Here is a 20268-nt window from a genome sequence, read left to right on the forward strand (position 1 = left end):
ACTTTGGGGCCTACATGACCGGGAATGCTGTAAGCTTCTTGATGACATGAGTACAATGACAGTAGTGGCGACTCAGGACAACTCCTAATCCCCTCCTCCTAGTTGTTCGAATTGGCTGCTCATTCCTATCCTACCAACCTCATTGAAACGGAGCCTAAACGAATCTATGAACTGTAACTTAATTTCGCTCCCGCCGTTTAGGTTCTGTTAAAATAAGTATGCTATTTTGAAAAAGGGTGAAAACAATGACAAATCTATCCGATATTAAAATCGCCATCGTCGACGACGAGCCTTCGATTGTCACCATGCTGCAAATGGTGCTTCGCAGGGAAGGGTTTTATCAGCTGCACGGGGCTTCCACTTGTGCGGAAGCCCTCGACCTAGTGCAGCGTGTAGTCCCCGATATCGTCCTACTCGACATTATGCTCCCCGACGGCAGCGGACTAGAGCTCTGCTCCAAGCTCCGCGAATACGGGAACCCGTATATACTGTTTCTGACGGCCAAAGCGTCCGATCTTGATGTCCTGCGAGGCTTCGCCATGGGCGGGGACGATTATATCACGAAGCCCTTCAATCCCCTGGAGGTGACCGCAAGAATTCAAGCGCGCATACGTCGGCTGGAGCTGGAAGCCTCGACGTCCAGTCCGGCGAAGCGGCCCGATCCGGGGATTTACCGGTTCGGCCGCTTCACCGTCAACGAGGCAGAGGGCGAACTGACTGTGGAGGGACAGCCCGTTCCTTGCCCCGCACAGGTCTTCCAGCTGCTGCTGCACTTCTGCAGGTATCCCGGCATCGTATTTTCCAAAACACAGCTCTACGACAAGGTTTGGGGGATCAACGGACAGGGCGATGATTCGACCGTGATGGTGCATATCCGGCGCATACGGGAGCGGATCGAGATTGATCCTGGCAATCCGAAGCTGCTGCTTACTGTACGCGGGCTCGGCTACAAGCTGGTGAAGGAGCCGCAGGAACGATGAAGATCCAGCGGCGCATGGCATTCCACTTCACGTATCAATTGATCTTTTATGCTCTGGTGATTGTGACCATTGCCTTGGTTGCCTGCATCATATTTTTCCAGAACATGACGAGTAATGAGATACGCCGGAACTTTCCGGTTGGCGTCCTGCAACAGATCGCTCAAGAAGCTCATTACAAAGACGGGACGCTTCAGATCTTTCCCGAGTGGAACAAGCTCATCGAGGAGAAAGAAATGTGGCTGCAGGTTGTCAGTGCAGAAGGAGAGGTAGTCTACAGCGTCAATACAACTCCATACCCTACGCTACCGACCTCCTACTCCATCGCTCAACTGCTCGATCTCCAAGAGACACGGACGCTTGGGCCGTATGCTGTACACACTCAACTGAATTTTTCTTTCCAGGACCCGCTTCTGTATGTGCTGGGCTACCAAAACCCTGACCTTGACCAGCTTGTGGCCTGGTTCGACGCTTACGGACAGCATGGCATTGTGCGTAGTGAATCGGTTCCCCTCTTGGACCAGCGGCTGCGCGAAACCGGCAGCTATCTGCAGGTGATCGATCCCAAGAGCCATATCGTACAAGGCATCGGCGATGGAGCATACGTACAGAAAGCGTATCGACCGCTGGATATCCTGGCCATCGAGCAGTCTCCCGACAACTATGACGCAAATATTGTCGCCCATCGGGACAAGCTGAGCGGAATGACATGGATCTTCTATACGCCCCATACAGCAGGAGCCCCTCTGAAGCATCCTGTCATGGAAACGGTAACGCCTAGACTCGTCTGGATTGCAGGTCTGATCCTGCTCTTGGCGCTGTCGATTTCCATCTGGCATGGCTACCGCTATGGGCGGCCACTGATTCTGTTCGCAGGCTGGTTCGAACGAATGGGCAAAGGGCATTACGACGAGGTGCTGACCGCCAAGGACAAGCGCAAGGTATTCCGCCGCAATGGCACAATGCGAACCCGCAACAGGCTCTATCAGGAAGTCATTCAATCCTTCTATCAAATGACTGGTCAATTGGCTCAAACCGAGAAGGAACGCAAAAGGCTTGAGAAGGAGCAAGCGGATTGGATGTCAGGGATTTCCCATGATCTGCGCACGCCCCTGGCCACGATTCAAGGCTATGGGTATATGCTAGAGAAGTTGCCTGAGCAATGGAGCCAAGAGGAAATGCGGATCATGGGCACGACGATCAGGGAAAAGGGGGATTATATGCTGGAGCTGATTTCCGACTTTTCTTTGATTCATCAGCTCAAGCAGAGCGATTCAATCATGGAGCTTCAGGAGATAGACTTGGTAGAATTGGTTCGCTGCTCCGTGCTGAAGTATGTCAACGACGCCACGATGTCTGAGTATCAGTTTCACTACATTGGGGAGGAGCGTCCCTTGCTGATACAGGCGGATGTAACTTGGTTGCAGCGGCTGATGGACAATTTGCTGTCCAACGCTGTGAAGCATAATCCGCCGGACGCAACCATCACTGTCTCTCTTGGCAGGGTTAACGGCAAGGCTTGCATACGGGTAATCGATAATGGTAAAGGGATGGACGAGGAAACACTGCATCATTTGTTCAATCGCTACTACCGGGGAACAAATACCGAGGAATCGACGGACGGCTCCGGGCTTGGGATGAGCATCGCCAAAACCATCGTGGAAGCGCACGGCGGCGACATCCAGGTGCAATCTAAAGTGGGGCAAGGCACGAAAATTGAGATCCTCTTGCCCTGCTAAGCGTTTTGATGGAATCATCCTTTCCTAATTTAAACGCTCAGCTGAGCAAAATCAGGATTGATCTTTTAGAATCTGACGGATAATTCCCCGTCCATTTTTCTTCGGAGTCCCTTTTTCTTCGGAGTTATCCACTTATTTATGTATTGTATAATTTCCTTAACAACAAACAAGGGTTCCAGCCCAAATAAGCTGAAACCCTTGTTGTTCTAGTGCCGAGGACGGGGGGCGAACCCGTACGGTACTAAGTACCGTAGGATTTTAAATCTTGAAGTAGTCCTTTTAGAACCTTTTCTACGCTACGAGAAGGTCGAGCATAAAGCCTTTAACCATGCGGGTTTAAGGCTCTTTTTTATGTTCCATACTCTCTATGTTCGAGGATTTGGATATGGAGACATGTTAGCAAAAATGTTTGCAAATGCAGAATTACCTTTTAATAATTTGAACGTACCAATATTATTGAGAAACAGAAACTTAAATGTAATTTTTACTATCTGAGATCAGTTTCTTTCTATAAAAGGAGTTTTTTCGCTAAGAATGCTGATGAATCCAGAAACATAAGGCTTAATCATCGGTAAGAGTTCAGTTTTATACTTATTTAGGATGGGATCATTAAATGAGTTATTACTAATAGAATTGACTTCCTGATCATCTTTGTACTTTGTAAATGTCGTTATATAACTTTTATCTGGGTTTTGAAACAAATCCAAAGTTATTTCAGAGACTTCTTTAAAACTATCGGAAGAACCAAATATTCCACTCAAATATACCATAGAATTTATATCATAGTACCTCTCAACAGATACACCTTTGTAAGTGGTATCTTCACCTTTTCCATACGTCCAATAATTATATGTAATATAGTCGAATTTTTGATAATTATTCAAGTCATTGCTAAAATTATTCTTCCAATCATGCCAAAAATTAGTGTTAGCCCCCGTTAATTCTATGTATATATCAATTTTGGGCTCTTCATAATGAAGAAGAGAAGATTGGTTATCGTGTTCTTCTGAAGTGAATCCCTTAATAAATTCCCCTTTTTTAAACGTGCCTTTTTTTACGATAAAAATACTAGGCATTTCGAAATCAGATTTCTGGAAAAGGGTTCTCTTAAATTTTCCTTCACCATCTTTTAGATCATTGCTCCATTTACCCTCATAGACCTCAGATGAACTATAATCTTGTCCATATTCATCATCATTAATTTGATAATTGGAGAATTTTCCATAGCCCGATCTTTTCCCATTTACCCAATCCCCAGAATATGTCTTATTTTCTCCCCATTTCATTGATCCTTTCCCATGTGGCTTTCCGTTTAATACCTCACCATAATAAGCAACACCTTTCGAAATAGTTAAACTTACTTTTTTACTAGCCGCTTCCACTGAAGATTCATATGGAATCATTATGAAAATAATTAATCCGATCAAAATAATATAAGCTCTTCTCACATATTTCTCCCCTTTTTATTAACTTAAAGGGATATTTCAACATTACAACAGATAATCCCTTCATTAAACTAAAATATTGACAAAATCTAGCTAATTAGTGTTTAGCAATATTCATATTGCAAATAGGACTCTTTTTTAGGGAGCCCTATTTGCAATAACTATCTAAGTAATTGAATAAGAATGCCTGACCATATTAAGCAAAATACAATAATTGGTGACCCAATACTGTTTTTTTATAGCGGCCATCCGTCACAAGAATCATTAAATGATTTCCCGATTTCTCGAAAATTATTTGCAGTCACGAGCTCCGTACTTTAAAAATTTTTAACGTATGTTTGTGATTTCGTCAATACTCTAAGTTCGTGATCATAAATAATAAAGCAATCAATTAACCAGGTATGTTGCTACTAAATGGTAAACTTTTAATGTATTCTTGCATATAAGTCCAATCAGGGTCTCCATTTTTATCAACAGGGAGTTTAATCCTTGATTTTCTCATTCGTTCTAAATGCCATTTACGACCATAGCTGAACCTATACTTTTCCTTTTTTAGTATAGTATTAATAAAAAGAGCTATCTGAGGGGTGAGGTTGAATTTAGGGTAGAGCACATTAACATCGTCTGAACACCAAAAAGGTTCTGGCTGATAAAATGCATCAGCCACACCTGCACCATTGTAGTTAACAGTTATAGTATTACCAGGATGAATTGGATCTTGTCCTATTCTCCTTGTTAACCCATTGTTCACAGATACCGCACCTACAAATGGGGTCGTTCCCACTGTCATATTAGCTTTTGTAAGCCTTTTGCCTTTCTTAAGTTCAAACAACTCTTCGAGTTCAAACCAGTCCCATGTCTCAGCAGTCTTTAAAAAAACTGTGTCGTTATCATGGAATGGCCTTTTTAAATCACTTAAATCCTTTACTGGGGTCTTAAGGACCCATTCGGGAATTGCTTCAATAGCTGGAATTTGAATATCTTTTAAAGTCCGATTTGCTTGTCTGCCATAGTTGTAGCGAAACTTATTCGCTCTAATGCAAAGACAATAATATAATTTCTGTTGTATTGTTAAGTCAAACCTAGGTTTTAAGTAGTATAAATCCCTACCGCTATAGAAAGGTTCTGGTTGCAAAAAGGTTTCTAAGACAGAGCCCCCTCCAGCAACTGTGAGTACTCCTGCTTCGATAGGCTTAACAGCATTAATCAGCTTCACTCTAGCAGATACACCATTATTTTTTGCAGTTCTTGACACAAAAGGAATACCGTCTTTGACTATTTCTAATCTATTTAATTCCAAATTGACTCCATATCTAACTTCAAAAATATCTTCAATTCTCACCGTCCTCATTTACTCTAAGTTCCTCGCTTTCATCTTCAATTTCCTCTGACTCCACTTCTAGTCCGTTGGTAAGACAGAAGGTTAAATAGTTCCTTATTTCTCGCTCAAATAAAGCATTACTGATATTTGAGTAATCTGTCTCCATGTATGCTTCTGCACACCACTCATCTTGATGGGTAACGTATTCAGTAACACTCTCACCAGCTTTAACATCACGATTTCTAAATTGTTCTACCCAGCGGTCGCGAATCTCAGGCCATGTGTTGTTTTGATCAACACGACCCCTATGTTTAGTTTTTATAAATCCATCGTTCTTCCAATATCCAAACCACGTCTTCTTGTTGCTTGTTTTGTGAGGAATTCCAGCAGTAAATAACATTATGCAGGTAACTACACCAACTGGGTAAAAAAGTTCTTCTGGCATGGTCATTACCGCTTCTAGAGTATGATGTTTCAATATCTGCTCGCGCATTGGATGTGGAGAGATGGCGCAAGACATTGGCACAATCGCTATTCCTGTACCACCTTTTTGGAGACAATCAAGCATGTGATTAACAAAAACCAGCTCATGTAGGTCAGCATCCCCTTGAGAATAAGGAGGATTTAACATTCCAACCTGACATTTGTGTGTTTTTATTGCTTTTGTGATAGCTTGATCAAAACTTGATCCTTGGTATAGATTGGCTTTTCCGTCACCTCGTAAGATCATATTACTCGCAGCCAAAGCGTACATATTTGGTTGTTGTTCGACCCCGACAAGACACTCTTTCTTAATATACTCGCGCTCTACTTCTGTACCGGAAAGTTTAATCATTTGCTGCATGGAAGAAATCAGAAACCCACCTGTCCCAGCGCAAATATCAAGCACCTTTGTAGCAATAATTTTAGGCTTCCCCTGATCATCTATCTCAGTTCTAATACTAAGATTAGCCAACTGTGCAAACAATTCGGTTACATGTCTCGGTGTTAATACAATACCTAATGCTTTTTTATCTCCACCTGTATACTTCAAAAATTCACCATAGAATTGGCCTACAACATCAAAGTCGTGGTAGATACTTACGAAGGGCCAAACTTTATCGTTAAGTCTCTTAATCAGTTCGTGTAGCGTACCTTTTGGAAACTTTGGTGTTGCCTTCCCCAACTCTGGATGTACTGCAATAGTTGAGTAAGGTTGTGACATGTTATCTTTTTTTGAGTTGGGTATCTTAGCCTTTTCAATTTCCTCTCTGATAACATGCATCCATTGCTTTTGTAAGTCCTCAGGACTATACTCGCCAAAACTTTTAGCAAAAGCAGCGTTTTTCAATGCAATAAGAGTTCCACTGACTATTAATGGTTTCTCACTTTCTGTTAGCTTTGCGTGATCTCTCATGAAGTCATGTAGTTCCCTTGAAAAAGCCATTAAGTCATCATGCCGTTGTTGAGCTACCTCAGGATCAAATGAACCATGTCGTATGTAGTCCTCATAGGGAATAATAGTATCAATTTCACTACCATGCTCATTCGTAAATACTTTGTAATCATTTGAACCCTTAGGGAATAAGAAAGTCGAAATCTTTAAACCAGCCCTTGTCTGCCCACTTGCTGCAACAGCGATAACATTATATGACTTACTCAAACTTTTTGCATAGTGAAGAACCCCGTCTACAGCAAACTCAACTGGCTTATTTCGCGTAAGGCTTTCGTGATGCTTGGTACTGGCCTTGCATTCAAATATAATCAAAAAGTCAGGTGACGATAAGGAGCTTATTATAAACTCTGGAGCACCTTTTCCCCCTTTTCCTGATTTGCTAGAGCTTTTAAGCAGTTTAGTTACTTCTTCTATTTGACTCTTCTGCTCTTCAACAATGATATCGCTATCAGCATTACCATAACCAAGAGCCCTTAATGAATCTCGAACTATATTTTCTGTAATCCTCTCGTTTGCCATTTCCTATCTCCTGTTCCCCCACTTATTTTCCATTAACTTTGTGGAAATACGACAATAGTTCTTATTATAACAAATTATATCAAAAATAGTTCATAAGTTGATATAACCTATGTTGGTGAGTAGGTCTTGATTACTCATTGTAATTCCTATATTCGATTTATTATCCAACAATTACACTTTAAAAGTTTATCGCTACAAAATTTAGTGAACTGTCATTTTTTAAATCTATATTATAATTTTGAATCAATACAAATTAGCTTTTAGAAGGGGGAACTAAGATGAATCAAGAAATAAAAAGTTTGCTATTAGAATCGTTAAGAGAATCTCAAGATAGTTACGCAATCAAAGAGTTATTTGAAAAATTTCCAATCACAACAGAATTAATAACCGCAACAGAACAACAATTGCAATCAGTAAAGGGTATCGGAAGAAGCAAAGCAAGACAAATTACAGCTATGTTTAAGCTCGCAAAAACGCTTACCTACCCGAAGATGTCTAACGATGCCATCCGAAGTCCCAAAGACATTTATAACCTCCTCGAACCGGAATTTCGTTTTGAACAGAAAGAACACTTCATCTGTCTTTACCTCATACCAAGAACCGCCTAATCCCCAAAAAAAGTTAATCCATTGGCTCTCTAAACACCGCTATCGTTCATCCCAGAGAAGTAATCTATGCAGCGATCAGACGCAGTAGCGCCTCGCTCATTTGCGCTCACAACCACCCAAGCGGCGACCCGGAGCCAGTCAATTGAGAATGTAAATTTAACAAAAGGCCCCATAACTGCTGGGGAAATCATCGGAATAGAAGTCCTTGATCAAGTAATTATTGGCGGAGATCACTTCTACAGTCTGAAAAGAGCATGGTCTTTTCTAACTCCGCTTTGTACGTCCCTCACATAATCAGATGTAAAATATCTTCCTTAAATGCTTTTATCCACGGTTTAACCACACTCCGTATCAATTCTCTACTGTAGGCATTGAAATACTATATTCTGTTGATCTCCTACCAAAAAATTCTATCGTTTGATTGGGGGTGAAGGGGAAATGAACAGCATCGAATCTATTGGGGAAAATATCAAGATTCTACGGTTGAAAATGATTTCGACCAGGAGCAATTTGCATTAAATGCAATAGTTAACATATCCTAACATTTGTCAGTTTGAGCGAGGAGAAAAGAACCCCTTAATGAAAAAAGGGACTGTCCCTAACAGCCATTCACATGGCTCCTGGAACAACCCCTTTTATTGGTAGGGAATATCATTCAATTTTTATCCAACCCGACAGCCCTAACCCTCAGGCTCATACTCCACCAGATCAGAAAGCTTGCACTTGAACGTATCGCACAGCTTAAACAAGGTCTCCAGCTTTATGGATTCAAGATTAGTCTCTCTGTACAGTTTATTAATCGAGTTACGGCTTAATCCAGACCGTTCCATCAGCTCGGTGATGTCGTCAATTTTGTGTTCAGCCATTAGTACTCTCAGATTGCTTTTTAACACATTTGCCCCTCCAATTCATTAACCTTATTGGGATAAGTTTTCACTTTACAATTAACCTCTCAGAGTTATATAATGACCTTACAGAGTTAAAAATGGAGGTTATAGTTATGTATGATTCGATAGAGGTTTTAACCCAGCCTCTAATCCGCATTCGCTTAGAAGAGTTGTACCGTACACTTTCAAAATCAAACCCTGACTATACCAAACTATCCGCTGAATGCGATCAATGTCTCCAGCAAATACGTCAAGCAGTTTCTGAAGATATGCAGCATACGTTATTTCTTTACGAGGACGCTCAAATTTCTCTTCAAGCCATTCTCGAATGCAGCATTTATTTGCAGGGGTTCAAAGATGCGCTTCATCTCTTCAGCGAACTGCAGTTTACCTCTCGAAATTAGCTGTCCTCTTTAATTAGTACTCTAGTTGTAGTACTTTCATTATCCATTTAATTCGTCTTCAGTCTTACATATCCTTCTCCATACCTTCTAAAAAAGACAGCTCCCACAATACCGGGACCTGTCATGTAATGTAGGTAAAAAGAAAAAGCACATCGTCTAGAATGTGCTTTTCTTTTCAAGAATCAAGGATGCCGAGGACGGGGGTCGAACCCGTACGGTACTCACGTACCGCAGGATTTTAAGACATGAGTTTTCATATCAATGGAATGGAACAAAGCTCAAAATTCCAGTCACATCAAGGTTTCAACCCGTTCTTGTATTGTTCTCGTTTGGACTGGTTTCTACTGGCTGACCTACAGTCTGCCCCCAGTTTGTCCCCAGTCCGCCACCTGATTTTGTTCGACAAGAGCCACATATTCTATAGACGGAAGTACCACTTTTACTACAACCGGAGTTTTGATCCCTTGCGTAGAAATTAAAATCTGTGCAAGGGTTTTTGCTGCTTCATGGGTTATTGTCTGTTTAATATCTATTTGGTGTAATTGCATGCCGCACTTCCTTTGCGCTCATTAATTATAATGTCAAATAAAAACTAAATGCAACTCTATCGATTCCTTGAAACGATCTGATTTCGAATTAACACATTTGTCAATAGGAATTTAACGCGCGAACCAGGTTATCATTTTCTTTAAATTGTGTTACATTAAAGATGAATTTTTGATAATGTTTTTCACTCAAGGGTTTGTCTGCCAGGACAAACCCTTGACCTTTTATACATGTTAAATCTCTCATAACATGCTATAATTTCATTGATATTACCAACACCTCCTCTATAAGGAGTTAAAGCCAAGTGGTCAAAATCTCCCGCGGGAGATGCCGACTGAGGTACCTATTAAAAAGGGTTAATATGAAACAAACAGAGTTGTCTCGTCTTTCCGGTTACAACAAGGATGATGATCCAACAGTGCGGAAAGGATTCTCAAGACACCAGATTTCCAACTGGGTGAATAATAAGGAATTCATGTCCTACGAAGCCGCAATGATTGTATCTTATCTCATTGGCTGCCAGATGGAGGAACTCTATGAACGTATCATTGAACCCTGAGCCAGTCGGCTCTCCCCGGGAGTTTGTATAGCTATAACTATACAAATCATTTAATTCCCTGAGGCTTTATTCCTCTCTGCATAATAATTTTGTATCTTTATCCATTTTACCATTTACTTATGGCGTAAAATGTCGATACATGTCATCGCTAGGTGTGTTTCGTACCCGGGTACGAAATTTCTTGACATGATTTTCGTTATATGTATAAAAAAGACGCAATCATGAGGATTGCGTCTTTTTTATCAAATTTTGGATTACATCCAGCTTTCTCTTATTTTCCGCTATTGGCACAGGCTCCACCCCGTCTCCGAAGTGTGCAATATAAACACCGAATCTACCTTGTTCAATATCTCTTATTTCGTTAACATTGACAAACAATCCGCTGTCTAATTGCATGAACCCCTCTGTTCTGAATGCATGTTTAGTGGAATCGTAAGTTCTGGTGTGACCATACTGACCTTGCCTGGTACTGAAAAGTGGAGCATATACTTTTCTTCTTGGTTCAAAGCTAGTTATGTAGCAAAGTCCGTCAAGCGAGTATATGCCATGATTTCCAGTCTCTTTGCCATCTACGACTTCAGTACCGATGATATGAATATTCATAGGCGGCCACCATTAACGCAGTTCCTTAGGCAATGCTTGGCTGCCGAAGAACACTTTCATTGTAGTAGCACCAGATCTCTCAAGAGCAACTGATTTTCTAGCATCACTCTCTAAAATTTCAGAGATTTTTTTTACGAGTTTTTCTATCATTCACCCGCACCTCCCTTCTTTTCAATTAATGATGCTGCCTGGACAGCAAAAACCAAAGCCAGGACTGGAGAAGATATAAGTAAATTCGCGAAGACTAGCACTAAAGATAGCAATTTCTGCCGTGCGCCTCTCTTGGAATAAATTGCTATAACCAGAACAGTTAAGTAAGTTAATAATACCATAAATCCAGAAGATATTGGAAGTATTGGTGATATGGTAAATAATGACACAGAGAATATTGTGCATGCAGTTAGCGACATGTGCCTTCCTCCACTTAAGTAACGTAAAGCTGCGCACCCTGTCATGGCAAGAATAGAGCCCGGCAGTTTATCTGTAAATAATCCCATGATTACAGTTAAAATAATTATCGAATAATAATTGATCTTTCGGCCAATTTCATAAGCCATAATATTCACATTAGACTCCGGGACAACAGAATGAATTTTTCGTGATATCTTTAAAGCTGTATATTCAATCAATGGTCAAATCCCTCCTATTTGAAAAGTAATATGACAGTCCGAAACTTATTAAGATAGATGGAAATACAAGCAGCGCGCTAATGTTAAATAAAACAAGGAGTGAAAGAGCCACTACTACAAGGGTAATTGCCACTGAGATGTTTAACGCTTTGTACTTTAGTAGATCATCCTTTATTAAGAAGTCATGTGGAGGAACCGGTATGAACGAGAAACCATAACCGAATATTTTAAGTACTCCAGATATAATGCAGGTCAGTAGTATAGAGACTACTTGAACCGCTTGAATCTCAACTCCTTGCGATTGGTACATAAGGCTTTCTCCAGATCCGCCAATAGTCAAGAATCCAGCCATAACAATGAATTGCAATGCTATATATGCATTAAGACCAGCTCCAGCAATCAATGCTGAGTAGAACAATTTTATGCTCATGACACATCTCAGAAAAACAATTATGAGTACACACAGTATCGACAGATCTAGCCAGGGGATGCCGAGAACAACCCTAACAAAGTAGGAAATAGCAGATGATGTTAAACAAAAGATAGATATAGGTAACAAATATACTTTCAATGGTAGTCTATACAATTTGAGCGATAACGTAAGAACAGCAAAGACGTCTAACATTCCTACAAGCACATAAAGCACAACTGTCACAAGCAACACCGCCTGACATAATTTTCATTCATTTGCTTAATTATATATCCGTCCCAAGGATTACGTATACTACTTCTTTACTACGAAATAGGTCTATCAGGCGGCATTATCTTAGTACCCTTTTACCAACCTCCCCGAACGCCGTAGCCAATCCATCTTAACTAGGATATCTGCCTCCCAGGAAGTATCTTTCGTCGATCTGGCCTGGACTAGTTGGTTGTTTAAGGCGTTATAGTCCCAGCAGTATTTTGAATTTTCATAGAGACAGTACTGAAGCTCTATCGCCAATTCTTCGCTTAAAGCTCCTTTCAGGTTCTCTTGAAAGATTTCTGCTAACCTTTGATGTACAGGCAACATATCAATCACTCCTATGCATTGTGAGGACGCGCGCAGTCCTCTAATGGCGGATTCCGCGACCATCCCAGCATAATTGTCCGGTAGGTTTCGACCAGCCCCGCAGCCGGTCCAAGACGCTCTCAGCGCTCATCAGGCGGATTAGTAATAGGATTTGTTGTATTTATCTTTCGCCTCTTCAACTGTTATGAAATCAAATTCTCTGTACACAGCTCCAACCACCTGCCGGATCTGATCCTCTGACCAGCCCTTGCGCTCCAGCCCTGCTATGATGTAGCCCAGGCACACCCTGTTACTCCATTCTTCCATATCGCTCATTTCCTCCTTTAGAGGGGCCGTAGCCCCATAATAGTCAATTCATCTACTGGAGCCATCGTCAGGCGGTGGCGGGCCGTTTTACCCGCCCCAACCTTTTTGAAGGTTATAACGCTCCTTAAATTGTTTTTTCACCTCGGACACCCCACCCTCCTTCTCGATTTCGTCCCAAGTTAAGGTGACGTCTTCAATGACCTTTTGCTCCATTTTGGCGAATCCGTCTGCCTGTATCACATCAACCATAGCCCTTACAATGTATCTATTTCTGTGTCTCAGCCCGTCTACCTCAACATCTAAAATATTTCTGATAAAATGCTCACTTGATTGCAGTTGATTCATACCTTTATCCCTCCCGCGTATGCCCGCCGGCAGATTCGTTTGATTGACTCTATATTAGTGTCGTTTAATGTCTTCATCTTATCACGACTCCAAATTAGAGTCAATACTTTATTGACACATATTTCGTGTCATTGTATGCTTGTCCTGAGGTGGTATTATGAAGAAAGTCAAATCGAACCTAAAAAAACTTGCCGATGATAACGGCAAGTCAATTAGGCAAGTTGCAAAGGATATAGACTACCGCTTTGAAACTGTCCGGCAGATGTACAATGATGAATCAAAGCACTTTCCTCGGGATCTCCTGGATAAGCTATGTACCTATTTCTCTTGTGACATAAATCAGTTGTTAATCTGCGATGAAGACGAAGAAACCCCGCCAGTATAATTCGCTGGCGAGGTCTCAGCATTCCCCTTCACTATAACACGCATAATAATGCGCATTATTTTGTTGACGCGCATTATTATGCGTGTTATGATAGTATCAGAAGGGAGGGAGGCAGTGGGAAAACAAGTCACAGTAAGGGAAATGCTAAAAGCCTTGAAGGATGCCGGATTCATTCCATCACCTAATCACAGCGGACGCGGAAGCCATCAACGATACATACACAACACAGACCCAACGCGATACGCTGATATTAGCATCCACGCTAAAGGCCAAGTGGTTCCGAAAGGAACACTCAAGAGCATAGAACGAACTTCCGGGGTTGAGTTTTAACCCCGGGGTTTTCCCTTATCTCCCTTCATAAAAAAGGAGCGTGAACAAATGGCAATTCTATTGCCCCGCTATATTTATCCCGTAGTTGCTGAACAAGGTGAGGATGGCGGGTATGGCTTGTACTTTCCGGACTTCCCAGGCACTGCCGTTATGGCGCCAGATATTCATACTGCAATCAGAGACGCTAAGGACATGCTGATTAACCTCCTGCTGGACATTGAGGACAAAGGGGAAACCGCCCCCTCTCCTTCTACTCCTGATCAAATTCGGCTTGAAGATCCGAGCGATAAGATTGTATTCATTGATGTTTATATGCCGCCATTTCGTGACGAAGCCGCGAATAAATCTGTTTCAAAAAACTGCACTATGCCAAAGTGGCTACGAGAAGCAGCAGACGATGCCGGCTTGAATTTTTCCCAGATTCTGCAGAATGGTCTGAAAGAAGCACTTGGATTAGATAAACGGCAATAAATTAAAAGAAAACACAGGAGGGAGAAAGATGGCGAGTTGGAAAAAGCTTGGGGAAAACAAATACCGCCTGATTGCTGAAGATCGAATTGATGGTAAGCTTATTCGCAAAACGAAAAATGTAACGATTGAAGAAGTGCTAACTTCCAGAAACCTCACTGAACTAGCAATGCGATTTGAATTTGAATGTTTTCCAGAAAAACTTGCGCGCTATAAGGAAAGTAATCCTATCGAGTAAGCAATGCCCCGCCATAATCGGCGGGGTTTTATTTGTAATCTAGTCGTTTGAATCATTTTTCTGGCGCAGCAATTTTTAATTGTGAAAGAATACGCGTTGTATATTTCGTGAATCGGATACTGATCTCAGACCGCAACACTTCCCTAACAATACCAAATCGGTCATCATAACCGCGACAAACATAATGATGATAAATAACCCCATCATTAGTTTCGTCGCTATATATTTTTATATTCCGTTGCCGTAATTCCCGATTGACCTTGGACAAGTCCTTCGTAACGTAATCCATTATGATTTGGATGACTTGCTCAAAAAGTTGCTTAAACAAATGTGTTGAGCTCTTAAGGTCCTGTAAACTTTTATCGCACATGGTCAGCATATAGGGGAACATAATGGCATCCCGAATCATGGTCAGTTCTTCAGTCGTTATTCTCCCTGTCTGCAGACTTTTATTTCTGTTCTCATATTGCTCCTGATGATCCGTTAAAAGCATCTTTGATTTCCATCTCTCATTCCCGTCGAGTTTGCTCATGCTGTGGCTCCTTTACGTACTTGCTGCCAAGCGAGTATATTGGCAGCTAAAAAGACCCGGGGCGCACCGGTAGTTAAGCAGGTCGCTCTTATACGTCCGTCACGGATGCCGAGCACCTCAATCTTCCGTTGTGTGATCTTTCTAGCTTTGTCCTGGTATATAATTTTGATGGTTTGACCAATGTGCATATGCATTTGATCCCCTCCAAAAATAAGAACGTTTGTTTGTATTATAACCAAACATACGTTCTATATACAACAAGTAACTTATTCACTTACTGGGATAAAAAAGAATTTCATCGTATTCACTCACTTTATTACAGATATAGACATAAATGTTTAGACATGTTTTTAATATGAATGTAATCTATTATTTGAAAATGTAAATAAGGGGAGAGTTCATTTTGAAGAAGCTTATTTTACCAGTCTTATTATCTGTATTTTTGCTGTTTGGTTACGTGTCCAATATTTTTGCAGAAGACACTCCTAATGCAATTAATTTAATTCCAAAAATGACTTCGAATACTAGTCCTTCTGGAATAGCAAGTGCAAGTAGCGAATGGGGTACAGCGCATCAGGCTTTTAGCGCCTTTGATGGAATTATTAATGACAGAGGTTGGGCATCGGTACAAGGTACCCCTTACGGATGGATTTCTTATGAATTCCCACAAGTTACAATAGTCAATAAATACTCTTTACTGCCACGTGTTGATAACATTGATTATAAGACAGAGTCACCTAAAGATTGGACATTTGAAGGATGGAATGGAGAAAATTGGGTGATTCTTGACACTCAGAAGAATATATCAGGATGGACTCAAGGAGAGCCAAAAATATTTTCCTTCACAAATCAAATTGCTTTTATAAAATATAGATTAAACATTTCAAAAAATAATGGAAAGGCTGAATTTGTCACACTAGGTTCATTGAAAATGTATAATGCCAATCCAGAACCTACAAGCACTCCATCACCAACAGTTATTCCAGAACCAACAAAAACACCTGAACCGACACCAACAATAACTCCAACTCCTGAAGTGCCATCAGGTAATCGAGCTATTCTAACCGTGACGCTCACTACTGGTGATGATAAAGAATTCGACCTTCCAATGTCCGAGGTCAACGCATTTCTTGATTGGTACGACAGCGCAAACGGAACAGAAAAATATGGGATTAACAAGCACGACAACAATAAAGGCCCATTCACCAAGAGAACTGAATACGTAGTACACGATAAGATCCTCACATTTGAAGTAAGTGAGTATACAGCTCAATAAACAAAAACAAACCCGTCAGGCTTATTAAGCCCGGCGGGTTATTTTATGTATGCTCTAAATTCAAACCGTTGCCGAATGAACCTCGCTCCGTTAATCTTGATCGACTCTGGTGTATATCCCTCTACAATGCCGCCATAGTCCATCAGGTGGCCTATGGGGTCTGGATCTTCCCGATACCAGACGGATACCTTTGATTGCGACAAGGCTGCAGTCAGGAAGTCCGTGTCGCTCTCCAGGACTTTGTATGTAGTGTTCATTTTAATTGTCTCCTGTAGCCTCTTCTACAACTGAAGCAATTATCTTAGATCCATTAAATAAGTCGTCTATTGCTGATTGTGTTGAAATTTCTTGAGTTGATAATCTATCTCTGCTAGCCTTTACTCTTTCAGGAAATCCGATTTCATCAGCAATTAGTACAAGGAATTTACCTACGCCGTCGATTAGCAAACCTAACCCCTCAACATAACGTTTATAAAGCTCCCTAGATTCAGCATCGAAATCTTCCAGTTCCTCTATTTCAAGGAAATTAAAATTACTGTTCAAAACAGCTAGCTTTGATAGCAGTTCCTTATTTTGATATTTCTCTTTTGAAATATGATCTAAAATCTGATTAACAGAGTTTGATAGATTAGGCAAAGTCTGTGATATATGGTTTAAAAGAATCGGGTCTACATTCTTACCCACTAATTCTCACCTCTTTTTTATTGCCGCAATAAGGACAATATGAGTACCTTGCATCCATTTCACTCATACAGTGTGTACATACTTTTATTTGTAATTCTCCACATGAAACACAATGCTTTTTATGGGGCATTAATACTTTATTACATTTAAAACATCTTTTTAAGGCTAAGCATACTTCTAAAGCGCGATCAACTTTTTCGATTATGTTCGAGTCAACTTCTCCAAGAAAATCACCTATTCGGTCTTTTTTACTCAAAACCCGAATCTGGTTACAATCAATTAAAGATTCTTTAATTAGTCCATTCTTACTACTAGGGAAGACACGGACAAACATCGGCATTTTTAATCTTTTTGCTGTTACTTCTCCAGTTATCGGTACTGCTATAACCGTCGGTCCCAACTCATTTCCGATATCATTAGACACAATTAGAACCCTCCGCTGCTTCCCTTTCTCGGCTCCACGGACGGGTTCTAAATCAGCAATATAAATTTGTCCTCGTTTAATTTCCACTTATTTGCGTCTCCTCATAAAAGACGTCTAATTCCTTTTCGGCTTCTTCACTTGAGTAAAGTGATTGATCCGCGCACAATAAAAGTTGCTCGCTCTCTTCTTGATAATACATCTTTAATCCTTCATAGTAGTTCTGATCATCTAACATAGCTGAAACTTGATGAATTCCCATGTATTGCTCCATTTTGAACCTGGCAGTACTCAAAACTAAGCTCGCCGCCATTAATCTCGAATATAACACTTTATCTTGCAATATTGAAGATGACATACGCGATCTCCTCCTATTCATATTTTCACCTCCAATTACTAAATTGTCAATTAGTCAAGTCAAACTAATCTATGTATCATCTTAGCCAATATATTCAACAAAAAACAAAACGATACAACCAGCTGTTACTGGTAGTTGCTTAAAACAAGTCACTTTTCAAATGAAGACTGTTTCCGGGATATTTTCGGGCTTTATTAGTATGTCCGCCAGCTGAAGTCAGTATGCACTCTTCCCAACTTCTGGATTCTGGATCTATAGCAATTTTTGGCTTCTACAAAATAAGTAAAAGTACTAATTACTTTTACAACTACATTCCAAAATAATGTATGTCATCATATTCGATCTCTTACTTAGTATAAGCATGTGTATTGATCTGCTCACGAAAGCCTTTGTAGGACAAATTACGCAAAAAAGCCCACCAGCCGGAGCCAGTGGGCATAAAGTAATCATATTTTACGATATAAAGATAACCGATTCTGATCGTAATAAGGTGATCCCGGGCCCCAATCGAAATTATCAGATCCAAGTACTTCCTGATAGTGGTCGCGTTGCAGGATATAGTTAAGTCCTCTTCTGCTAGAAATTTCAGCGAGCTTCACGATGGCTATCTCCTGTATGTCCTCCACCGGAATCATTTTGGAGATATGTTCTCTTTGCTCTGCTGTCAGTTGCGACATAAACCAATCAGCAGTCTGTATTGCTTGTTCCCGCTCCTCGATGCTTAAACCAGTAAAGTATACGTTTGGCATACTGCACCGCCCTTATATGAGATACCTCAAGTATATCACGGCACACAGATAAATTCCCAAGCGTTTGGGAATTTACTTATTTCCTTTCAGTCGGGCTGTCAGGCCCAGCCGGTGCAGTACCGTAAATATCCGGGCTTCTGTCTTCGTGGCTTTGTCTGGCGTATCAATAACCGGCTTACCGTTAATAACAGATGGCGTGTCATGCAAAGCCTGAATAGCTTCCAAGGACCATGCTGGCGGCGTGGTGTCCGTCAGCTCCAGTACCGCCGTCTTTAGCTCTTTAATCTCCACGGCCTGCTGCAGCGCCTGATCCTTTAGTGTATCTCTGCTATTAGTCAACGCTTCAACTGCGGCCTCCAGATCTTCAATCCGTTTTTTATCCTCTGCAGACATTTCGTCCGCCTCCCCTTTTAGTGTTTGGATTTTTTTGATCACTGCATCCAGTTGCGCTTGTGTTGGTCGCTTGCCTGCGCGGAAATCCGCTGTGCTCAGCCCGTAATCCATCTGCAAATGGGGGAGGTCCTTGAAGCTAGTCCAGTCACCGCCCCACTCCCAACCAAGGCGCTTAGCATCCGCCACAACCTCATCCCAATCGGCAATCCCATCGCCGTCACCGTCTCGCTTGGTGTCCCAGCTCACGCCACCGTCAGGCAGGAGCAAAGCAAAGTCGATAGCAACCCCGAAATTGTGGTATGAGTACCCTCCCCGGGCATTGGTGACAATCTGCCCAGGCTTGGTCCGTCCTTGGGCGTACAGGCCGTCTTGCTCCGAAATTGTCCGCAGCCCCTGGGTTATGACAATTGGTACACCGTGGGCGTAAGCAAACTCAATTAGCGCCTCGGCGGCAGCACGGTCAGCCGAAATAAGCCCACTCAGTTTAGATGTGGACTTGGCTTTCACTTGCTCCAATGTGAGCGTCATTACTCGTCACCGCTCTTTTTGGTAGTCTGTTTAACCAATTGATTACCGTAGACCGCTACAGCTCCGCACAGGATGCCCTGCAAGATACTTTCAGGGCTGAAGCCTAGCATCAGGCACACTACAACGACTGCAGCCAGCGTGACCACGTAGATAATCGTCCAGTCCGGTACCCGTGGGGTCTGCTTGAGAATATAACCGATTACCCAACAAACAGCTACGACCATCAATAATTCCGGCTTAATAAAATTAGCTACTGCATTCCATTCCACAAAAACCATTCCCTTCTATTCTTCCAATTTGTCAACCCTCTTTTGAACTTGATTGATTCTCTCTTCGGCCCGCGTGACTCGCTCAGCCAATTGATCAGTACGTTTTCCTTGCACCCGGACGTCTGCCCGGATGTCGTCCACGCCGCGCTTGATGTACTCAACATCTGTACGGAGGGCAGCACCGCTGCCAGCCTCCTGGGCAACGTCCTTTTTAAAAGCGGACGTCCTGGTTATCCACCCTAGTACAACTCCACTTACTGCTGCAACTATTGCTGTGACCGTTGTAAACTCCACTCCCGTTC

At 41.7% G+C, this 20268-nt stretch carries 33 protein-coding genes; 12 read left to right on the forward strand and 21 right to left on the reverse strand.

Annotated features, from left to right (window positions below):
• Window positions 1-245 precede the first annotated feature (245 nt).
• The gene (locus ACX1DY_RS07265; RefSeq protein WP_458963528.1) at window positions 246-980 is read left to right on the forward strand and encodes a response regulator transcription factor; all 735 of its coding nucleotides are present in this window, start codon (window positions 246-248) and stop codon (window positions 978-980) included.
• A complete protein-coding gene (locus tag ACX1DY_RS07270) occupies window positions 977-2716 on the forward strand; it encodes a sensor histidine kinase (protein WP_458963529.1) in 1740 nt (579 codons plus the stop codon). The genes ACX1DY_RS07265 and ACX1DY_RS07270 overlap by 4 nt, the downstream gene beginning before the upstream one ends.
• 497 nt (window positions 2717-3213) lie before the next feature.
• Here ACX1DY_RS07270 and ACX1DY_RS07275 read toward each other — a convergent pair whose 3' ends face one another.
• From ACX1DY_RS07275 to ACX1DY_RS07285, 3 genes are all read right to left on the reverse strand, one after another.
• Complete coding sequence (locus tag ACX1DY_RS07275; protein WP_458963530.1) at window positions 3214-4164, reverse strand: hypothetical protein; 951 nt, start codon at window positions 4162-4164, stop codon at window positions 3214-3216.
• Between the two features lie 388 nt (window positions 4165-4552).
• Window positions 4553-5512 carry a restriction endonuclease subunit S gene (locus ACX1DY_RS07280; RefSeq protein WP_458963531.1) on the reverse strand — a complete coding sequence of 320 codons (960 nt, stop codon included), beginning with the start codon at window positions 5510-5512 and terminating at the stop codon, window positions 4553-4555.
• The gene (locus ACX1DY_RS07285) at window positions 5493-7436 is read right to left on the reverse strand and encodes an HsdM family class I SAM-dependent methyltransferase (RefSeq protein WP_458963532.1); all 1944 of its coding nucleotides are present in this window, start codon (window positions 7434-7436) and stop codon (window positions 5493-5495) included. The genes ACX1DY_RS07280 and ACX1DY_RS07285 overlap by 20 nt, the downstream gene beginning before the upstream one ends.
• Window positions 7437-7714: 278 nt before the next feature.
• Here ACX1DY_RS07285 and ACX1DY_RS07290 point away from each other — a divergent pair, with 278 nt between their 5' ends.
• The 3 genes from ACX1DY_RS07290 to ACX1DY_RS07300 all read left to right on the forward strand — a co-directional run bounded on the left by ACX1DY_RS07290 (window position 7715) and on the right by ACX1DY_RS07300 (window position 8338).
• Window positions 7715-8044, forward strand: a complete 330-nt coding sequence (locus ACX1DY_RS07290) for a Mov34/MPN/PAD-1 family protein (protein WP_458963533.1) — start codon at window positions 7715-7717, stop codon at window positions 8042-8044.
• A 62-nt stretch (window positions 8045-8106) separates the two neighbouring features.
• On the forward strand, window positions 8107-8190 hold the full coding sequence (locus ACX1DY_RS07295; RefSeq protein ID WP_458963911.1) for a JAB domain-containing protein: 84 nt from the start codon (window positions 8107-8109) through the stop codon (window positions 8188-8190).
• Between the two features lie 43 nt (window positions 8191-8233).
• A complete protein-coding gene (locus ACX1DY_RS07300; protein WP_458963912.1) occupies window positions 8234-8338 on the forward strand; it encodes a hypothetical protein in 105 nt (34 codons plus the stop codon).
• A 386-nt stretch (window positions 8339-8724) separates the two neighbouring features.
• Here the strand turns inward: ACX1DY_RS07300 and ACX1DY_RS07305 are convergent, their stop codons facing one another.
• A complete protein-coding gene (locus ACX1DY_RS07305) occupies window positions 8725-8937 on the reverse strand; it encodes a helix-turn-helix domain-containing protein (protein WP_458963534.1) in 213 nt (70 codons plus the stop codon).
• A 107-nt stretch (window positions 8938-9044) separates the two neighbouring features.
• Between ACX1DY_RS07305 and ACX1DY_RS07310 the strand changes: the two genes are divergently transcribed.
• Window positions 9045-9335, forward strand: coding sequence for a hypothetical protein (locus ACX1DY_RS07310; RefSeq protein ID WP_458963535.1), 291 nt, complete (start codon window positions 9045-9047; stop codon window positions 9333-9335).
• Window positions 9336-9688: 353 nt separating this feature from the next.
• On the opposite strand, the gene ACX1DY_RS07315 is transcribed toward ACX1DY_RS07310, so the two are convergent.
• A complete protein-coding gene (locus ACX1DY_RS07315) occupies window positions 9689-9883 on the reverse strand; it encodes a hypothetical protein (protein WP_458963536.1) in 195 nt (64 codons plus the stop codon).
• Between the two features lie 302 nt (window positions 9884-10185).
• Between ACX1DY_RS07315 and ACX1DY_RS07320 the strand changes: the two genes are divergently transcribed.
• A complete protein-coding gene (locus ACX1DY_RS07320; protein ID WP_458963537.1) occupies window positions 10186-10440 on the forward strand; it encodes a helix-turn-helix domain-containing protein in 255 nt (84 codons plus the stop codon).
• A 219-nt stretch (window positions 10441-10659) separates the two neighbouring features.
• On the opposite strand, the gene ACX1DY_RS07325 is transcribed toward ACX1DY_RS07320, so the two are convergent.
• The 7 genes from ACX1DY_RS07325 to ACX1DY_RS07355 form a co-directional block, all read right to left on the reverse strand.
• Window positions 10660-11043, reverse strand: a complete 384-nt coding sequence (locus tag ACX1DY_RS07325; protein ID WP_458963538.1) for a hypothetical protein — start codon at window positions 11041-11043, stop codon at window positions 10660-10662.
• A 12-nt stretch (window positions 11044-11055) separates the two neighbouring features.
• The gene (locus tag ACX1DY_RS07330; protein WP_458963539.1) at window positions 11056-11193 is read right to left on the reverse strand and encodes a hypothetical protein; all 138 of its coding nucleotides are present in this window, start codon (window positions 11191-11193) and stop codon (window positions 11056-11058) included.
• Window positions 11190-11672, reverse strand: a complete 483-nt coding sequence (locus tag ACX1DY_RS07335; RefSeq protein WP_458963540.1) for an accessory gene regulator B family protein — start codon at window positions 11670-11672, stop codon at window positions 11190-11192. Before ACX1DY_RS07335 ends, ACX1DY_RS07330 begins: the two co-directional genes overlap by 4 nt.
• Window positions 11665-12327: a hypothetical protein gene (locus tag ACX1DY_RS07340; RefSeq protein ID WP_458963541.1), complete on the reverse strand. Its 663-nt coding sequence runs from the start codon at window positions 12325-12327 to the stop codon at window positions 11665-11667. Before ACX1DY_RS07340 ends, ACX1DY_RS07335 begins: the two co-directional genes overlap by 8 nt.
• Window positions 12328-12438: 111 nt before the next feature.
• Window positions 12439-12747, reverse strand: a complete 309-nt coding sequence (locus ACX1DY_RS07345) for a DUF7667 family protein (RefSeq protein WP_458963542.1) — start codon at window positions 12745-12747, stop codon at window positions 12439-12441.
• 75 nt (window positions 12748-12822) lie between these two features.
• Window positions 12823-12990, reverse strand: a complete 168-nt coding sequence (locus ACX1DY_RS07350) for a hypothetical protein (RefSeq protein WP_458963543.1) — start codon at window positions 12988-12990, stop codon at window positions 12823-12825.
• Window positions 12991-13077: 87 nt separating this feature from the next.
• Window positions 13078-13335, reverse strand: coding sequence for a hypothetical protein (locus ACX1DY_RS07355; protein ID WP_458963544.1), 258 nt, complete (start codon window positions 13333-13335; stop codon window positions 13078-13080).
• A 157-nt stretch (window positions 13336-13492) separates the two neighbouring features.
• On the opposite strand from ACX1DY_RS07355, the gene ACX1DY_RS07360 reads away from it, so the two are divergent.
• The 4 genes from ACX1DY_RS07360 (at window position 13493) to ACX1DY_RS07375 (ending at window position 14756) form a co-directional block, all read left to right on the forward strand.
• Complete coding sequence (locus ACX1DY_RS07360) at window positions 13493-13720, forward strand: helix-turn-helix domain-containing protein (RefSeq protein ID WP_458963545.1); 228 nt, start codon at window positions 13493-13495, stop codon at window positions 13718-13720.
• 141 nt (window positions 13721-13861) lie between these two features.
• Entirely contained in the window at window positions 13862-14050 is a 189-nt protein-coding gene (locus tag ACX1DY_RS07365) for a type II toxin-antitoxin system HicA family toxin (RefSeq protein ID WP_458963913.1), read from the forward strand.
• A gap of 48 nt (window positions 14051-14098) precedes the next feature.
• A complete protein-coding gene (locus ACX1DY_RS07370) occupies window positions 14099-14521 on the forward strand; it encodes a type II toxin-antitoxin system HicB family antitoxin (protein ID WP_458963546.1) in 423 nt (140 codons plus the stop codon).
• A gap of 28 nt (window positions 14522-14549) precedes the next feature.
• Window positions 14550-14756: a hypothetical protein gene (locus ACX1DY_RS07375; protein WP_458963547.1), complete on the forward strand. Its 207-nt coding sequence runs from the start codon at window positions 14550-14552 to the stop codon at window positions 14754-14756.
• A 52-nt stretch (window positions 14757-14808) separates the two neighbouring features.
• Here the strand turns inward: ACX1DY_RS07375 and ACX1DY_RS07380 are convergent, their stop codons facing one another.
• Complete coding sequence (locus ACX1DY_RS07380) at window positions 14809-15288, reverse strand: hypothetical protein (protein ID WP_458963548.1); 480 nt, start codon at window positions 15286-15288, stop codon at window positions 14809-14811.
• A 403-nt stretch (window positions 15289-15691) separates the two neighbouring features.
• Here ACX1DY_RS07380 and ACX1DY_RS07385 point away from each other — a divergent pair, with 403 nt between their 5' ends.
• Window positions 15692-16564, forward strand: a complete 873-nt coding sequence (locus tag ACX1DY_RS07385; protein WP_458963549.1) for a discoidin domain-containing protein — start codon at window positions 15692-15694, stop codon at window positions 16562-16564.
• A gap of 38 nt (window positions 16565-16602) precedes the next feature.
• On the opposite strand, the gene ACX1DY_RS07390 is transcribed toward ACX1DY_RS07385, so the two are convergent.
• The 8 genes from ACX1DY_RS07390 to ACX1DY_RS07425 all read right to left on the reverse strand — a co-directional run bounded on the left by ACX1DY_RS07390 (window position 16603) and on the right by ACX1DY_RS07425 (window position 20260).
• Entirely contained in the window at window positions 16603-16821 is a 219-nt protein-coding gene (locus ACX1DY_RS07390; RefSeq protein ID WP_458963550.1) for a hypothetical protein, read from the reverse strand.
• Window position 16822: 1 nt separating this feature from the next.
• On the reverse strand, window positions 16823-17248 hold the full coding sequence (locus tag ACX1DY_RS07395) for a hypothetical protein (protein ID WP_458963551.1): 426 nt from the start codon (window positions 17246-17248) through the stop codon (window positions 16823-16825).
• Window positions 17241-17759: a type II toxin-antitoxin system PemK/MazF family toxin gene (locus ACX1DY_RS07400; protein WP_458963552.1), complete on the reverse strand. Its 519-nt coding sequence runs from the start codon at window positions 17757-17759 to the stop codon at window positions 17241-17243. The genes ACX1DY_RS07395 and ACX1DY_RS07400 overlap by 8 nt, the downstream gene beginning before the upstream one ends.
• Window positions 17749-18027, reverse strand: coding sequence for a hypothetical protein (locus ACX1DY_RS07405; protein ID WP_458963553.1), 279 nt, complete (start codon window positions 18025-18027; stop codon window positions 17749-17751). Before ACX1DY_RS07405 ends, ACX1DY_RS07400 begins: the two co-directional genes overlap by 11 nt.
• 446 nt (window positions 18028-18473) lie before the next feature.
• On the reverse strand, window positions 18474-18776 hold the full coding sequence (locus tag ACX1DY_RS07410; protein WP_458963554.1) for a hypothetical protein: 303 nt from the start codon (window positions 18774-18776) through the stop codon (window positions 18474-18476).
• A gap of 72 nt (window positions 18777-18848) precedes the next feature.
• A complete protein-coding gene (locus tag ACX1DY_RS07415; RefSeq protein ID WP_458963555.1) occupies window positions 18849-19697 on the reverse strand; it encodes a M15 family metallopeptidase in 849 nt (282 codons plus the stop codon).
• On the reverse strand, window positions 19697-19921 hold the full coding sequence (locus tag ACX1DY_RS07420; protein ID WP_458963556.1) for a phage holin family protein: 225 nt from the start codon (window positions 19919-19921) through the stop codon (window positions 19697-19699). The genes ACX1DY_RS07415 and ACX1DY_RS07420 overlap by 1 nt, the downstream gene beginning before the upstream one ends.
• Before the next feature lie 60 nt (window positions 19922-19981).
• Window positions 19982-20260 carry a hypothetical protein gene (locus ACX1DY_RS07425; RefSeq protein WP_458963557.1) on the reverse strand — a complete coding sequence of 93 codons (279 nt, stop codon included), beginning with the start codon at window positions 20258-20260 and terminating at the stop codon, window positions 19982-19984.
• Between the last annotated feature and the right edge of the window lie 8 nt (window positions 20261-20268).

It is taken from the genome of Paenibacillus sp. BAC0078, assembly GCF_054483875.1.

Coding starts and splice junctions, on each gene's coding strand:
- ACX1DY_RS07345 (WP_458963542.1), bottom strand. CDS start 12,747: ATGGTCGCGGAATCCGCCATTAGAGGACTGCGCGCGTCCTCACAATGC.
- ACX1DY_RS07355 (WP_458963544.1), bottom strand. CDS start 13,335: ATGAATCAACTGCAATCAAGTGAGCATTTTATCAGAAATATTTTAGAT.
- ACX1DY_RS07330 (WP_458963539.1), bottom strand. CDS start 11,193: ATGATAGAAAAACTCGTAAAAAAAATCTCTGAAATTTTAGAGAGTGAT.
- ACX1DY_RS07380 (WP_458963548.1), bottom strand. CDS start 15,288: ATGAGCAAACTCGACGGGAATGAGAGATGGAAATCAAAGATGCTTTTA.
- ACX1DY_RS07365 (WP_458963913.1), top strand. CDS start 13,862: ATGCTAAAAGCCTTGAAGGATGCCGGATTCATTCCATCACCTAATCAC.
- ACX1DY_RS07280 (WP_458963531.1), bottom strand. CDS start 5,512: ATGAGGACGGTGAGAATTGAAGATATTTTTGAAGTTAGATATGGAGTC.
- ACX1DY_RS07375 (WP_458963547.1), top strand. CDS start 14,550: ATGGCGAGTTGGAAAAAGCTTGGGGAAAACAAATACCGCCTGATTGCT.
- ACX1DY_RS07420 (WP_458963556.1), bottom strand. CDS start 19,921: ATGGTCGTAGCTGTTTGTTGGGTAATCGGTTATATTCTCAAGCAGACC.
- ACX1DY_RS07390 (WP_458963550.1), bottom strand. CDS start 16,821: ATGAACACTACATACAAAGTCCTGGAGAGCGACACGGACTTCCTGACT.
- ACX1DY_RS07270 (WP_458963529.1), top strand. CDS start 977: ATGAAGATCCAGCGGCGCATGGCATTCCACTTCACGTATCAATTGATC.
- ACX1DY_RS07350 (WP_458963543.1), bottom strand. CDS start 12,990: ATGGAAGAATGGAGTAACAGGGTGTGCCTGGGCTACATCATAGCAGGG.
- ACX1DY_RS07285 (WP_458963532.1), bottom strand. CDS start 7,436: ATGGCAAACGAGAGGATTACAGAAAATATAGTTCGAGATTCATTAAGG.
- ACX1DY_RS07290 (WP_458963533.1), top strand. CDS start 7,715: ATGAATCAAGAAATAAAAAGTTTGCTATTAGAATCGTTAAGAGAATCT.
- ACX1DY_RS07310 (WP_458963535.1), top strand. CDS start 9,045: ATGTATGATTCGATAGAGGTTTTAACCCAGCCTCTAATCCGCATTCGC.
- ACX1DY_RS07405 (WP_458963553.1), bottom strand. CDS start 18,027: ATGTCATCTTCAATATTGCAAGATAAAGTGTTATATTCGAGATTAATG.
- ACX1DY_RS07315 (WP_458963536.1), bottom strand. CDS start 9,883: ATGCAATTACACCAAATAGATATTAAACAGACAATAACCCATGAAGCA.
- ACX1DY_RS07325 (WP_458963538.1), bottom strand. CDS start 11,043: ATGAATATTCATATCATCGGTACTGAAGTCGTAGATGGCAAAGAGACT.
- ACX1DY_RS07410 (WP_458963554.1), bottom strand. CDS start 18,776: ATGCCAAACGTATACTTTACTGGTTTAAGCATCGAGGAGCGGGAACAA.
- ACX1DY_RS07370 (WP_458963546.1), top strand. CDS start 14,099: ATGGCAATTCTATTGCCCCGCTATATTTATCCCGTAGTTGCTGAACAA.
- ACX1DY_RS07265 (WP_458963528.1), top strand. CDS start 246: ATGACAAATCTATCCGATATTAAAATCGCCATCGTCGACGACGAGCCT.
- ACX1DY_RS07415 (WP_458963555.1), bottom strand. CDS start 19,697: ATGACGCTCACATTGGAGCAAGTGAAAGCCAAGTCCACATCTAAACTG.
- ACX1DY_RS07360 (WP_458963545.1), top strand. CDS start 13,493: ATGAAGAAAGTCAAATCGAACCTAAAAAAACTTGCCGATGATAACGGC.